The sequence below is a fragment of the Chengkuizengella sediminis genome, from assembly GCF_010078385.1.
GTDB classification, from domain to species: domain Bacteria; phylum Bacillota; class Bacilli; order Paenibacillales; family KCTC-33759; genus Chengkuizengella; species Chengkuizengella sediminis.
This window is the reverse complement of record NZ_SIJC01000001.1, coordinates 378,589-392,478: the sequence shown is the minus strand read 5'-3', so window position 1 is coordinate 392,478 and position 13,890 is coordinate 378,589. Positions and strand designations below refer to the sequence as shown.

General features: G+C 33.4%; 12 protein-coding genes. 8 read left to right on the top strand and 4 right to left on the bottom strand.

Translation table 11 applies throughout. The annotated features are described in order from the left end of the window. Nucleotides 1-67: 67 nt before the first annotated feature. Nucleotides 68-3,172 carry a transglycosylase domain-containing protein gene (locus EPK97_RS01870; protein WP_162034899.1) on the bottom strand — a complete coding sequence of 1,035 codons (3,105 nt, stop codon included), beginning with the start codon at nucleotides 3,170-3,172 and terminating at the stop codon, nucleotides 68-70. 294 nt (nucleotides 3,173-3,466) lie between these two features. Here EPK97_RS01870 and tyrS point away from each other — a divergent pair, with 294 nt between their 5' ends. Next, nucleotides 3,467-4,723: a tyrosine--tRNA ligase gene (gene tyrS, locus EPK97_RS01865; RefSeq protein ID WP_162034898.1), complete on the top strand. Its 1,257-nt coding sequence runs from the start codon at nucleotides 3,467-3,469 to the stop codon at nucleotides 4,721-4,723. Nucleotides 4,724-4,789: 66 nt separating this feature from the next. Here tyrS and rpsD read toward each other — a convergent pair whose 3' ends face one another. Beyond that, a complete protein-coding gene (gene rpsD, locus EPK97_RS01860; RefSeq protein WP_162034897.1) occupies nucleotides 4,790-5,389 on the bottom strand; it encodes a 30S ribosomal protein S4 in 600 nt (199 codons plus the stop codon). A gap of 511 nt (nucleotides 5,390-5,900) precedes the next feature. Here rpsD and EPK97_RS01855 point away from each other — a divergent pair. The 5 genes from EPK97_RS01855 to EPK97_RS01835 all read left to right on the top strand — a co-directional run bounded on the left by EPK97_RS01855 (nucleotide 5,901) and on the right by EPK97_RS01835 (nucleotide 10,414). Then, nucleotides 5,901-7,883: a sensor domain-containing diguanylate cyclase gene (locus EPK97_RS01855; protein WP_162034896.1), complete on the top strand. Its 1,983-nt coding sequence runs from the start codon at nucleotides 5,901-5,903 to the stop codon at nucleotides 7,881-7,883. 172 nt (nucleotides 7,884-8,055) lie between these two features. Next, the gene (locus EPK97_RS01850; protein ID WP_162034895.1) at nucleotides 8,056-9,171 is read left to right on the top strand and encodes an aminopeptidase; all 1,116 of its coding nucleotides are present in this window, start codon (nucleotides 8,056-8,058) and stop codon (nucleotides 9,169-9,171) included. 105 nt (nucleotides 9,172-9,276) lie between these two features. Further along, nucleotides 9,277-9,519, top strand: a complete 243-nt coding sequence (locus tag EPK97_RS01845) for an HPr family phosphocarrier protein (protein ID WP_162034894.1) — start codon at nucleotides 9,277-9,279, stop codon at nucleotides 9,517-9,519. Nucleotides 9,520-9,649: 130 nt separating this feature from the next. Then, on the top strand, nucleotides 9,650-9,949 hold the full coding sequence (locus tag EPK97_RS01840; RefSeq protein ID WP_160647495.1) for an Fpa/YlaN family protein: 300 nt from the start codon (nucleotides 9,650-9,652) through the stop codon (nucleotides 9,947-9,949). Between the two features lie 96 nt (nucleotides 9,950-10,045). After that, nucleotides 10,046-10,414, top strand: a complete 369-nt coding sequence (locus EPK97_RS01835) for an Asp23/Gls24 family envelope stress response protein (protein ID WP_162034893.1) — start codon at nucleotides 10,046-10,048, stop codon at nucleotides 10,412-10,414. Between the two features lie 75 nt (nucleotides 10,415-10,489). On the opposite strand, the gene ftsW is transcribed toward EPK97_RS01835, so the two are convergent. Both ftsW and EPK97_RS01825 read right to left on the bottom strand, forming a co-directional pair. Beyond that, complete coding sequence (gene ftsW, locus EPK97_RS01830) at nucleotides 10,490-11,638, bottom strand: putative lipid II flippase FtsW (RefSeq protein ID WP_162034892.1); 1,149 nt, start codon at nucleotides 11,636-11,638, stop codon at nucleotides 10,490-10,492. A gap of 10 nt (nucleotides 11,639-11,648) precedes the next feature. Further along, nucleotides 11,649-11,990, bottom strand: a complete 342-nt coding sequence (locus tag EPK97_RS01825) for a YugN family protein (RefSeq protein ID WP_162034891.1) — start codon at nucleotides 11,988-11,990, stop codon at nucleotides 11,649-11,651. A gap of 147 nt (nucleotides 11,991-12,137) precedes the next feature. Between EPK97_RS01825 and EPK97_RS01820 the strand changes: the two genes are divergently transcribed. Both EPK97_RS01820 and EPK97_RS01815 read left to right on the top strand, forming a co-directional pair. Beyond that, entirely contained in the window at nucleotides 12,138-13,319 is a 1,182-nt protein-coding gene (locus EPK97_RS01820; protein WP_162034890.1) for an amidohydrolase, read from the top strand. Nucleotides 13,320-13,399: 80 nt separating this feature from the next. After that, on the top strand, nucleotides 13,400-13,819 hold the full coding sequence (locus EPK97_RS01815) for a CBS domain-containing protein (RefSeq protein WP_205690223.1): 420 nt from the start codon (nucleotides 13,400-13,402) through the stop codon (nucleotides 13,817-13,819). Nucleotides 13,820-13,890 lie beyond the last annotated feature (71 nt).

The following is a 13,890-nucleotide window of genomic DNA, read 5'->3' as shown; positions in this document are numbered from 1 at the left end:
TGAATTTAAAACCCCCTATCTGAATTCATAATGAATTTTGATAAGGGGGTTTTTGAGTAGCTTATAATTATTTTACTTCTACAGGTTCAGATAGTGCTGAAGCTCCTGTTTTATTTACTGCGGTAATTCGATACCATCCATTTTCCATAAGACTAATGTCTGCGAAGGAATTTTTATTTGCATTGGAGACAAATTGATATTCTCCATCTTTTTCATCACTGTAATAAATTTCATAATATAAAACTTTGTCATTGACTGAATTTGCACTCCACGTAATTTTTACAGTTAATTCCTCTTTTATAGCTTCAACATTTGTAGGGACCTTTGGTAATGATCCAATATTACCTAGATCAATGTCCGTATCCTCATTTTCATCATTATCATCTGTATCTTCTCCACCGTCCTCTTCCTCAGGAATTTCAGGTGATTCAGCATCTATATTTGTTTGAAGCTGCTTAGGTTCTGAAATATTCCCAGCGACATCAACAGCAACTACATAATAAAAATAATCAACAGATGCACTAACATAATCTTTAAATTTCAATTCATCATCGTATCGTTTCGTTTGGGAATGTGTATATCCATTTCCATTATCTCTATAAAAACGATAACCTACTACATCCTCACTTGGACTATGGTCAAATGTAATAATATTAATTCCTTCTTTTTGTTCCAATCTTACATTGAATGGAGGTTCGGGATTTTTCCCGTCCTCTATTCTTGGATCTTCAGCAATCGGTGCAGTTGAACCCATGTCAGTAGGATAGAAGTCTTCAAGCCTCATAGGATATCCATTTCTATTTTTAGGTTTCTGACTACTCGAATATCCTTTTAAAATTGTATCTATTTGCTCATATAACTCTTTTAATGAAGTACTTCTATTTACAACGATCTTGGTTTCAATCATATCGTCTGGTGTAGAAGCAAGAGGGATATAATTGATGTCATTATAACTGATGACAGGTAATTCTGATAAACTATCATCCATCTCAGTAGGTACATGCCTTTTATCAAATAAATCTGTTGTTGTAAATCCTGCTTGTTTAGTTAATTCAGAAGGAATCAGTCCCGATTTACTTGAAACCGTTTTTCTAATTAATCCTTCTGGTTGATAAAATTCAGTCGTTGCAAACAGTTCAGGCTTTAACTCAATCGTTTTGTCCATTACCTTTGACCATATTTCTTTGGCTCTATACTCACCATTTAATGCGTGACCATAGCCAAAATATAAGGATCCATTTTGGTCGTATCCAGCCCAAACTCCTAGTGTAATGTCAGGTGAATATCCTAAAAACCATACATCACGACTAAGGTTTGTTGTTCCTGTTTTACCTACGATAGGAACTTTTCCATAGTTTTCAAAACCATTTCTGATTTGACTGCCTGAAGCCCCTTGAGAAACTGCTGTTCTTAACATATCTGTCATTAGAAAAGCGGACTGTTCAGAGAATAATCTTTCAGGTGCATGCTGATGTTCGTAAATTATCTTCCCATTTGGATCTTCAATTTTTTCAATTAAAAATGCATCGTTAAACTCACCGTAATTAGCTATACTTGAATAAGCATTTGCCATCTCTTCTACAGTTGTCCCATAAGCTAATCCTCCGATAACTCCTGTTTGTGCATTTCTATCCTCTTCAGTTAATGTTGTGATGCCTAGTTGTTCAACAAAATCTAAAGCATTGTCAATTCCAACCACATCTCTATATACATAAAGAGCAGGTATATTATATGATTCATTTAATGCCTCACGAGCAGTCATTAATCCATGATATTTGTAATCCCAATTTACAGGAAGGTGAGCACCTTTAGATCCATCTGGTAGAATGATTGGAATATCATCAACAATTGAAGCAGGTTGTATTTCTCCTGATTCGATCGCAGGTAAGTATGCAGCAATAGGTTTCATGGATGAACCCGGTTGTCGCTTCATTTGAGTAGCATGATTATATTCTTCAATTTCATAACCGCGACCTTCAATCATTCCTAATATAGCACCTGTTTTATTGTCAATCATCACTGCACCAGTTTGCTCAACACCATTTTCATTATCAGGTACAAAGTTATCTGAGTTTTGAGCAATTTCTTGCATAGCATCGTAAATGGTTTGATCAATCGTTGTATAAATTTTAAACCCACCATTGATTACTTTTTCACGATATTCTTCTACTACGGAGTCAACTTCCTCTTGAGATAATTCAGGATTTTGTTGTTTGTATAAAATTTCAGCTGCTCTTCGTTCGATTTCAATCATAAGATAAGGATAGGTAGTATATGCTTTTTCAGAAGGCTCAGCAAGTGAGGCTTTGAGGTCAAAATTCAGTGCTTCGTTATATTCAGCCTCTGAAATTTCCCCTGTCTCTTTCATTCTATTTAATACATGTTTTTGTCTTTCGATAGCAAAATTGAATCCTTCTTCATCAAACTCTCCATATCCAGTAAAAGGTGAATATTTATTAGGATTTTGTGGTAACCCAGCTAAAAATGCTGCTTGTGCAATATTGATATCGTCTAGATTATCTAATCCAAAGATACCTTGTATCGCTGCTTTTACCCCAGAAACAGGATATCCACTAGAACCTGTTCCAAAGCCAATTTTATTTAAATATGCTTCTAAAATTTGATCCTTCGTTAATACTTGCTCCATTCGAACAGAAAGAATGATTTCTTTTACTTTTCTATCAATCGTTTGGTCAAAATTTAAAAATACTCGTCTAGCCAATTGTTGTGTAATTGTACTTCCACCTGTTTGAATTTGTTCATTAAATACTTGCTGTTTTACAGCGCGGATAACTCCTTTGAAATCAAAACCAATATGATTTTCAAAATTCTGATCTTCTGTGGCTATAAAAGCATCTTGAATGACTTGCGGTATATCATCCAACTCAATCATTCTACGATCTTCTGCTGAGCGGAGTTGCCCAATCAACGTATCATTATTAAAATAAGCAAATCCTGAGACATTGTTATTCATAACCTCAGACACCATTTCTTCTGGTGAGCGTACAGGTTCATCTTTAACGATTGAGGTAACATAACCTAAAACTACCCCACCAGCTAAAATACCAAAAATAATTCCAATAATTAAAATCCATTTCAAAGTTATCAAAGATATAAATAATGATTTCTTAAGTATAGTTTTTGATTTGTTTTTGTTTTGTTTCTTTGACATTTTTGATCCCCCTCTGGTCTAACCCATTATAGCATAAAGGTTTTTTCTTGAACATTCGCTATAATATAGCAACCATTTGTTTGACTTTACCGTTGTTGTTTGATATAAAAGAATGAAATTGCAATCCAAATAATACAACTTTTTTACGTGAATAAAGAGTAAAAGTTGCACTTTTTAAAAATGTTGTAAACATATAAACATTTTGTAATAGTTATTGCATTGTATTTATCATCTTTAATAGATATTGATGAATGATATAATTATTTGTAGGACTTAATTGGAGGGAAAGTATTAATGGCAAAGTGGGAAGAGCTTACAATAGAGCAACAAACGGAGGTTAACAGACAATTAGAAGTCATCCGCCGTGGAGTAGTTGAAATCGTACCAGAGGATGAGTTGAAGCAAAAGGTTATCAAATCAGTGTTAACTAATAAACCTTTAAAAGTAAAATTAGGATTAGACCCTTCTGCACCAGACATCCACATAGGACACACCGTAGTTTTACATAAACTTAGACAATTTCAAGACCTTGGACACCATGTACAACTAATCATAGGGGATTTTACAGGTCGCATAGGAGACCCTACAGGAAAATCTGAAACACGTAAACAGTTAACCGAAGAAGATGTTTTCAAAAACGCTCAGACCTATAAAGAACAATTTTTTAAAATACTTGACATTGAAAAAACAACCGTTGTTTTTAATTCAGAATGGCTAGCACCATTAAATTTTGCAGATGTCGTTGAGCTATCCGCAAAAGTTACAGTAGCTAGAATGTTAGAACGTGATGATTTTACTAAACGATACAATTCAGGTCAATCCATAAGCATTCATGAGTTTTTCTATCCACTAATGCAAGGGTATGATTCAGTTGCATTGCAAAGTGATGTTGAAATAGGAGGAACTGATCAAAAATTTAACTTATTGATGGGAAGGACGTTGCAAAAAGAATATGGTGTACCAACACAAGCAACGGTTATGCTTCCATTAATTGAAGGGTTAGACGGCGTTAAAAAAATGAGTAAAAGTTTAAATAATTATATTGGGATAGATGAAGAACCTAGTGAAATTTATGGTAAATCTATGTCAATTCCAGATGAACTTATGATTAAATATTATGAACTTGCAACAGATCTATCTATCGAGGATTTAGATGAACTAAAAGCGAGCTTAGAAAATGGTACAGTGCATCCTAGAGATGCAAAAATGAAGTTAGGGCACACGTTTGTACGAATGTATCATGGTTTAGAGGCAGCGAATGAGGCTGAGGAACGTTTTAAAACCGTTTTTCAAAAAAAAGCATTACCTGAAGACATTCCATCCGTTGAAATTTCTCAAAATGAACTAGATGATGGCAAACTTCGTTTAATAAATCTACTTGTAGTTTTAAAATTACAAAGCTCAAATGGAGAAGCAAGGAGAAGTATCACACAAGGAGCAGTTAGAATTAATGAAGAGAAAATTACGGATGTCAATGCTGTAATTAACCCAAAAGAAGGGGATATTGTGCAAGTTGGGAAAAGGAAATTTGCAAAAGTAACCTTGACCTGAAAAGTAAAGAATAAAATTTAGTGAAAATTGAAATAGAAAAAACCCCCTCAACGGAGGGGGTTTTTATTATCTGCTGTAAAGCTCGACGATTTGTTGCTCGTTGATTTCAGGAGGTAATTCCGCACGTTCTGGATAGCGAACATATTTACCTTCCATTGTTTTTTCATCAAATTCAACATAAGCCGGAGTAAAATTGCTGTTTTCCAATGATTCTTTGATGACTTTTAAACCTTTACTTTTTTCTCTTAAACTAATAACGTCACCTGGTTTAACAGCATAAGATGGAATATCCACTTTTTTACCATTTACAGTTACATGTCCATGTGCTACAAGCTGACGAGCTCCTGCACGAGAATTGGATAATGCAAAACGATAAACTAGATTATCTAAACGACCTTCTAATAAGATCATGAAGTTTTCACCAGAAATACCTTTCATATTAGAGGCTTTGTCAAACAGGTTACGGAATTGCTTTTCGTTTAATCCGTACATATGACGAAGTTTTTGCTTTTCCATAAGCTGTAAACCGTATCCGCTAATTTTTCTTCTTTGATTTGCACCATGTTGACCTGGTGGATAATTTCTTTTTAATTCTTTACCTGTACCACTTAAGGAAATTCCTAAGCGACGACTTAATTTAAATTTTGGACCTGTGTAACGTGCCATGTATTTTGACTCCTTTTATAATTATAATTAAATTTAATTGGTCGGTTCCGCTTGTGCCTAAATTTATGCAGTTTAACCAAAGGGATAGCGAGGTTAAACATTGATAAACTCTTCAGCCGCAGGTCTATCATCCACAAAATTAGTGAGGGTATTTACACAAATTTTTCCCGCCATAAATACATAACGCTATCCACATTCTCTAATCGTTAATTTTATAAGAAAAGTACTGCTAAAGTCAAGTTTTTATAGAAAGAATAGTTAATTTATTTTTAAAGGGATAGTAAAGTATAAAATATTGTCATACTTTTTTCCACCAGTTAACAACTTCTTCGAAAAGTCGCCAACAGTTGATTTTGATTTATATCAAATTGATATAGTGCAAAATTACTAAATTAATAGTATTATAGATATATTGGAAAATCGGAAAATCAGGAACTAAAAAATTACATATTTGTCATGTATGACACAAGACTCTGTATCTACTATCTTTTTTGGTGAAGAAGGTGTTTGAATGAATGTGAATAATAATGAATGTAAGATTAAAAAGGATAGTGTACATACCATTCATCAATGGGACTATAGTAGCAATATTGAAAATATAGATGTTCAACATATCGGGCAGATCATAACAGTTTCTTTTAAAGAATTTATTCATCAAATCATCTGTGAATCACTCCAAGTTCAGGGTGCTTTTTTTATTGCAGATTTTAATGGGAAATTGTTGAACAGTCATGTTTTTTCAGATTGGGATTATACTGATAAATTAGATTTGAAGTTAGAACCTGATACCGTTTGGAATGAGAAGGAGTTAGGAGTAAATGCATTAAATGAGTGTATTATAAATTTAAAACAAAATATAGTTTATTTTGAAGAAAATACATATGAGCCTTTTAAGAAATACATTACTTGTGCAGTTCCAATGCTATTTTCAGTGGAAAAAAATACAAAGAAAATAGTGTTAGGTGCTATTTTAGAGAAAAATGAAAATATGAATGAACATTTTTTAATAAAAACGTTTGGTATGTTTTTCCAATCCACTTTACATAAAAATATAGAATCTTATTTGAAAGTTAAATTATATAATGAAAATTTAAAGGTGTCTAAAGAAAATAAACAGAAAGAGGAATTATACCAGATTAACAAAAACCTTCAATCAAAATCAGATGGGGATTTAATATTATCAGAAGTCATACAGAAAATAAAAGAAATTTATCCAAAATGTGAAGTTCAATTGTTTTTATCGCTAGATAATAAACCAAACACATCGCTTAAAACAATATCTTTTGACGTAAATGAAGACCCATATTGTAAACGTGCTTTTATGGAAGGTGAAATCCAAGTACAACATTTTGAATCAGACAATCAGCTCATTTCCATTCCTTTACGTGGTTTACAAGCGGTTTATGGCGTTTTTAGAATCCAAACAAACTTAGAGCCTTTCTGTGATAAAGATATTAGCTTTGTCTCCATGTTAGCTGATTCTGCAGGGACTGCCTTTGAAAACGCTAAATTATTAGAACAGTCTAACTCTTTAATTGGGGAGTTAAGATTAATTAATGACATAACGAGAAGGTTAAATAAAAGTTTGAATTTATATGAACTTTTTGATTATATTTCAAATGAACTAATTAATATTTTTAATGCGGATTTTGGTTGTATACTTGAATTTAATAAGGAGAAAAATCAAATTATTATAAAATCAAGCAATATTCCAAATTTATCAAATGATGTTTTTTCAATTCATTATGGTTTTTCAGGTGTTGTGAATCAAACAAAAGAAGGACTTATTGTCCAAGACTATGAGATGAATCCATCTGTAAGTTCAAAGGTGATGGAAATCACAAAATCTCGATCATTAATTGCTTCTCCTATTCTTGTAAACGATGAGGTTTCAGGTGTTGTTATGTTTACAAATCGAATGCCTAATTTTTTTACATATGATAATTTTAGAATGTTGCAAGTTCTTTCCACGCATATTGGATTAGCTATGAGTAATGCTATGCTTCATGATGAAATGAATCGGATGGTGATCACCGATAATTTAACAGGGTTATATGCCAGGCACTATCTAGATGAACAAGTTACTAAGATGTTAAGTGATCATCATTATGGTTCTCTAATTCTGTTCGATATCGATTTCTTTAAAAGAGTAAATGATACATATGGTCATCAACTTGGAGATAAAATATTGAAACAAGTGAGTAAAATTATTCAGTCTTGTATTCGAGATTCAGACATCGCAGCAAGGTGGGGTGGGGAAGAGATTGCAGTATATATTGCTGAAGCTAAGGTGGACCATGCAATAAAAATAGCTGAGCGTATACGTAACAGAGTTTATAATGAGACAAATCCAAGAGTAAGTGTTTCATGTGGAGTTGCTGATTGGAGTTTAGATGATAGTATCATCGGAGTTGAAAACTTGATTTATAAAGCAGATATGGCTTTATACGAAGCTAAAAAATTAGGAAGAAATCAAATACAAGTTAATGAATAAATAACATCCTCAAAGGGCTAGAAATGAAATCAATGAATAACTCACCTTTGAGGGTTTTTTTGATGTTAGAATCTTTATCGGGAAAGATCTGTACTTTTTATTCAAGGAAGATTTGTGTTAAAATTTTTATGAGGAAAATTGTGTTTTATAAAAATACTGGAGGTTGAATAAGGTGAGAGATCCGAGAGTACAAACATTAGCTAAACAGTTAGTGAATTATTCTATTGAATGTAAACCTGGAGAAAAGGTTTTAATTGAGATGATTGGTACTGAAAGAGAATTATTGAAATGTGTCATTGAAGAGGTTCAGGCATGTGGAGGGTTTCCATTTGTAGAAATTACAGACCCTTCAGTAATGAGATCTTTATTGATGAATGCTTCAAAGGATCAAATCGAAGAGTGGTCTTCTTATGATTTAATTCGTATGAAAAAGATGGACGCTTATATTGGCATACGTTCAGGTGATAATTCCAATGAATTATCGGATGTACCTGATGAACAAATGAAGATGTACATTAATGATTATCGCCATCCAGTGCACTCTGAACAGAGGGTAAAACATACAAAATGGGTGATATTAAGATATCCAAACAATTCCATGGCTCAATCTGCAAATATGAGTACAGAAACTTTTGAAGATTTCTATTTTAATGTATGCAATTTAGACTATGCTAAAATGTCCGATTCGATGGATGCTTTAGTGAAGTTAATGAATCAAACAGATAAGGTGAAAATCAAATCTCCTGGAACAGAATTAAGTTTTTCCATTAAAGATATTCCTGCGATAAAATGTGCCGGTTCTAATAACATTCCTGATGGAGAAGTATATACGGCACCTGTTTTAGAATCAGTGAATGGAACTATTTCTTATAATACTCCAACTGTATATTCAGGTATTACTTTTGAAAACATACAGTTTACGTTCGAAAATGGAAAAATAGTTAAGGCTACAAGTAATGATACAGAAAGACTGAACAAGATTTTGGATTCAGATGCAGGAGCACGTTACATAGGTGAATTTAGTTTAGGTTTTAATCCATATATTAAATATCCGATGAAGGATATTTTATTCGACGAAAAAATAGATGGTAGTATGCATTTTACTCCTGGTCAAGCGTATGATGAAGCAGATAATGGTAATCGATCCTCTGTGCATTGGGATTTAGTATTGATCCAAAGACCAGAGTTCGGAGGCGGAGAAATTTATTTTGATGATCGTTTAATTCGAAAAGATGGTCGTTTTGTGATCAGTGAATTGGAGCTATTAAATCCAGAAAATCTAACCTAAAGAGCTGCAGGCATATTTTTCAAGAAAATAACTTGCGTGAATTCATCAACACGAGGTATCATATATTTAATGAAATATATGGCATTTAAAAATGGAGGGAAGCATATGTCAAAAAATGAAGCTATTATGGAAATTTCTCAAACCGCTAATAAATTTACCTCTTCGATCGTATTGCAGTTTGAAAATAAATATATTGATGTGAAGAGTATTTTAGGTTTGTTTACCACCTTAGTGGATTCAAATAGTTATGAATTACACGTGCATGGTCCTGACCAAGAAGAAGCCATTGCTAGTATGCAGGAAGTATTTGCTAAACATAATTTAACAATTGAAGTAAAAAAAGATTAATTTTAATAGATTTAATCTTTGATTTCCTTGCTTCCTCTTCATGAATTATGGATCATCTCTTGTGTATTTTTGCGTTTTCGTCTAAACTATTTTTTAAAGGGAAGTGAACATATTACAAGGGGGAAGTTGGGTGTCTACATCTGAAATATCAAACGATTTAGTTCAAAAAGCCTATAATCTTCTTAAAGAAGATGCAGATAAAATATTAAAATTGATCGAAGTGCAAATGGAAACACTCGCCAACCGTAGATGTCCTTTGTATGAGGAAGTTTTGGACACTCAAATGTACGGATTATCAAGAGAAATTGATTTTGCCGTAAGAGCAGGTTTAATGACGAATACAACGGGTAAGGAAATTTTAAGTGAGCTTGAAAGAAATTTAGCTAAATTGTATGAAGCGCTAAATCAAAGTAAAGATGAGTGTCTTTAAGTTCTTTGTATTATTAGGGGAACCTCTACTATTTCAAAATTTAGCTCTATAATGAGCTTTTTATTTCATATATTGAAAATAAGAAGGGGTGAGCTTATGTCTGATTTTGGTGATGTTCGTATCTCAAATGATGTAGTAGCCACAATTGCTGGCTTGGCTGCAGTAGAGACACCTGGGATTGCTGGTATGTCTGGTGGTATTTCCGAAGGACTTGCTAAAAGATTAAGTGGTAAAAATGTTCAAAAAGGTGTCTCAGTTGAAGTTGGTCAATTAGAAACAGCCATTGATTTAAGAGTGATTGTGAACTATGGTTCAAAAATTCATGAAGTTTGTAAAAACTTGCAAACAAATGTAAAGGAATCCGTAATGAGTATGACAGGTCTATCTGTTGTAGAGGTAAATGTAAAAGTTGAAGGTGTGGTTTTTCAAGAGGAAGTTGCTGAAGCGCTTCAAAGAGTAAAGTAACTTAACACTAAAAATTGAACAGCATTGCCGACCCTACTAAAACCACTAATTAAAAAAAACAACCCCGATACGGGGTTATTTTTTTTCTATTTTATCTAAGCGATTGTTTTCACGTGAGATACTGAGTAGAATACCTACACTGATCAGTGAGGTAATCATCGATGAGCCTCCTTGACTTATGAAAGGAAGGGGGACTCCAGTTATTGGAATCGCATTGGTTACCCCACCGATATTGATGAGTGCCTGGATAGCCAATATTCCTACAATTCCAGTCCCTACTAATGTTCCAAACATGTCAGGGGACTTAATAGAAATGACTAATCCTCTCCACAACAATAGTAAGTATGTGATTAGAAAAAGAGAACTTCCAATAAACCCTAATTCCTCACCAATAATTGAAAAAATAAAATCATTATATGCAAAAGGTAGATAAAATAGCTTTTGAATACTTTGTCCAAATCCAGCACCTGTCATACCTCCATGTCCAAACGCATACAGTGATTGGATAATATGATATCCTCCGTCTAATGGATCTGCCCATGGATCTTGGTAAGAAGTAAATCGGCTTAACCTTTCATTGATAGGTCCACTCGTTATCTCAATTTTGGTTAAGATTAGCAAAAATAAAGTCATCAGACCAGAGAAAATTGCAAATATACCAAATAGATGTTTAAGATTCGAGCCACCTACAAAAACAACTAACATTGTACCAAAGATAAGGATTGCAGCTGTTCCTATATCGGGTTGGAGCAAAATCAATAAAGATATAAATGCGATAATGGTTAACACAGGCAGCAATCCTGTTTTAAAATCTCTAAACTGATCTCCTTTTTTACAGATGAGAGCAGCAATATATAAAATAATCCCGATTTTTGCAAATTCAGACGGTTGTAAAGTACCAAAAGATCCCAAAGGTATCCAACTTTTCGCACCATTTATTGGGTCTGTAAATAATACCATGAACAGCATGACGATGATGATAAAATTAACAGGTACAATCCATTTTTTTAGTTTTTCGATACGCATATTCATAACAAAAAACATAGCAATTAAACCTACGATTGCAAATATAACTTGCTTTTTGGTGTAATATAAAGCATCTTGTAAGTAAAAAGAAGCAATCGGAGAACTGGAACTGAAAACCATTACGATCCCAAACCCTACTAGTAAAAAAGTTAAAAAAAGTAGAATAAAATCTGGTGTACCTCTTCGGCCAGTATCCATTATTTTTCTCCTAGCTCAATAGCTTTTCTAATTCAGACATTTTATCATTTGCAATTTTTAAAACAGATTTAGGGATTTCAACACTATAATCTAGTCCGTGTGGGAACGACTCTATACCTATGTATATATCTTCTGGTGTTAGAACTGCATATGGAGATTCCATTTTCCCGTCAATAACTCTGCAATTTACTCTTAAAAAATACACATCATTTTTTTGATCTTGAATTCTAAAATCATATGTAGCACGGAAGTATTCCCACTGCCCTCTGACAAATCCAAGTCCACTTGTGATTTCATCCATATATTTTAATTCACTTTGTAACCCTTGTAATTTTGTTTTTTCTAATATCATAAGTTGACCTCCAAGTCCTATTTATTCTTTATCCATGATATTATGTTTCATTCAGTTGTGCAAGTTTTACCTTTCCGAAATTTCGTGACGAACGTATGAAGAAGAAGATGATATAATATGAAAAGATAATGAATTTATTAGAAGGTGATGAGTTTGAATAAATATATTCAAAAGATTGAAGAACTTTTTCCTGAAATGGTGGAATGGAGAAGGCATTTGCATATGAATCCTGAGTTATCTTTTCAGGAATTTAAAACGACTCAATTTATATACGATAAACTCTTGAATTGGGGAATAAAATCGAAAAAATCAAAAAATGATCATGGAGTGATTGGCACCATTGAAGGTAGTAAACCTGGACCTACCGTTGCATTAAGAGCAGATATTGATGCATTACCTATTCAGGATCAAAAAAACGTGAATTATGCTTCACAAAAACATAATATTATGCATGCTTGCGGTCATGATGGTCATACATCAAGTTTACTTGCTATAGCAAAAATATTACAAGAAAATAGATCCGAGTTGAATGGGAATATTAGACTCATATTTCAGCCTGCTGAGGAACGACATCCTGGTGGAGCATTAAACATGATAGAAAACGGTGCATTAGATAATGTAGATGTTATTTATGGAGTTCATTTATGGACACCATTGCAAACAGGGATTGTTTCTTCTATTGCTGGACCTTTTATGGCATCGGTAGATGAGTTTGAGATTCATATTGAAGGGGAAGGGGGACATGCAGGATTACCACATGAAACTGTGGATAGTACATACATTGGAGCACAATTAGTTGTCCAGTTACAGTCCATTGTAAGTCGAATGGTTAATCCGCTAGACCCTGCTGTAGTCTCTGTTGGATCCTTTCATTCAGGAAATAGTTTTAACGTCATATCCTCCCTTTGTACCATTAATGGTACTGTGCGAACGTTTAGTGATGAAATAAGAGCCCATATTCAAAAACGGTTTACTCATATTTGTGAACAAGTTGGAATAATGTACGGTGCTAAAATAAAATTAAATTATTTTAATGGATACCCAACTGTTGTAAATCATGAAGAAGAAACGAATCGTTTTTTTAATGTGGGAAAAAAAGATCTTATGAATTTAAAAATTATATCATCTCCACTCATAATGGCGGGGGAAGACTTTTCATATTACTTAAAAAAAGTACCAGGATGTTTTATGTTTGTAGGTGCAGGAAATGAAGATACAGGGATGACCTATCCTCATCATCACCCAAAATTTGACTTTGATGAAAGCGCAATGAGGAATGCTGTGCAATTGCTTTTAGGAATGACGTTAGATTATATGTATGTAAATTAGAGGAATGGGTAACTCTAAATTTGAATCCGAATTTGTGAAAAAATTAAGGAGGGTTACCCTTGTCAACATTAAAAGAAATCATGACTACTGATTGTGTAACAGTAACCATGCAAGATAATATTTATGAAGTAGCAGTGAAAATGAAAGAACATAATATTGGAATTATCCCTGTTGTGGACAATAAAAAATTAATCGGTGTGGCAACTGACCGAGATTTAGTGATTAGAGGTTATGCGGAGAAGAAATCAGGATCAACGGCTGTGGAAGAAGTGATAAGCAAAAACATAACCACAGCTTCACCAGATACAAATATTAATGATGCAGCAAATTTAATGGCTGAACAGCAAATTCGAAGATTACCTGTCGTTGAAAATGGTGATCTAGTTGGTATTGTTGCGATAGGAGATTTAGCTGTACGTGATATTTTTGAAAATGAAGCTAGTGATGCGTTAAGTAAAATATCTGAACCGACTCAGGAGTCACAAAATTTTGCACATTAAAAAGTAATCTTTCATAGTGCAAGGTTTTATATGTTGGTTTATAGAGAAGGGGGTCTAATTAGAGGCTCCCT

Coding starts and splice junctions, on each gene's coding strand:
- EPK97_RS01825 (WP_162034891.1), bottom strand. CDS start 11,990: ATGATATTAGAAAAAACAAAATTACAAGGGTTACAAAGTGAATTAAAA.
- tyrS (WP_162034898.1), top strand. CDS start 3,467: ATGGCAAAGTGGGAAGAGCTTACAATAGAGCAACAAACGGAGGTTAAC.
- EPK97_RS01845 (WP_162034894.1), top strand. CDS start 9,277: ATGTCAAAAAATGAAGCTATTATGGAAATTTCTCAAACCGCTAATAAA.
- EPK97_RS01870 (WP_162034899.1), bottom strand. CDS start 3,172: ATGTCAAAGAAACAAAACAAAAACAAATCAAAAACTATACTTAAGAAA.
- EPK97_RS01815 (WP_205690223.1), top strand. CDS start 13,400: ATGACTACTGATTGTGTAACAGTAACCATGCAAGATAATATTTATGAA.
- EPK97_RS01820 (WP_162034890.1), top strand. CDS start 12,138: ATGAGTTTGAATAAATATATTCAAAAGATTGAAGAACTTTTTCCTGAA.
- rpsD (WP_162034897.1), bottom strand. CDS start 5,389: ATGGCACGTTACACAGGTCCAAAATTTAAATTAAGTCGTCGCTTAGGA.
- ftsW (WP_162034892.1), bottom strand. CDS start 11,638: ATGGATACTGGCCGAAGAGGTACACCAGATTTTATTCTACTTTTTTTA.
- EPK97_RS01835 (WP_162034893.1), top strand. CDS start 10,046: ATGTCTGATTTTGGTGATGTTCGTATCTCAAATGATGTAGTAGCCACA.
- EPK97_RS01855 (WP_162034896.1), top strand. CDS start 5,901: ATGAATGTGAATAATAATGAATGTAAGATTAAAAAGGATAGTGTACAT.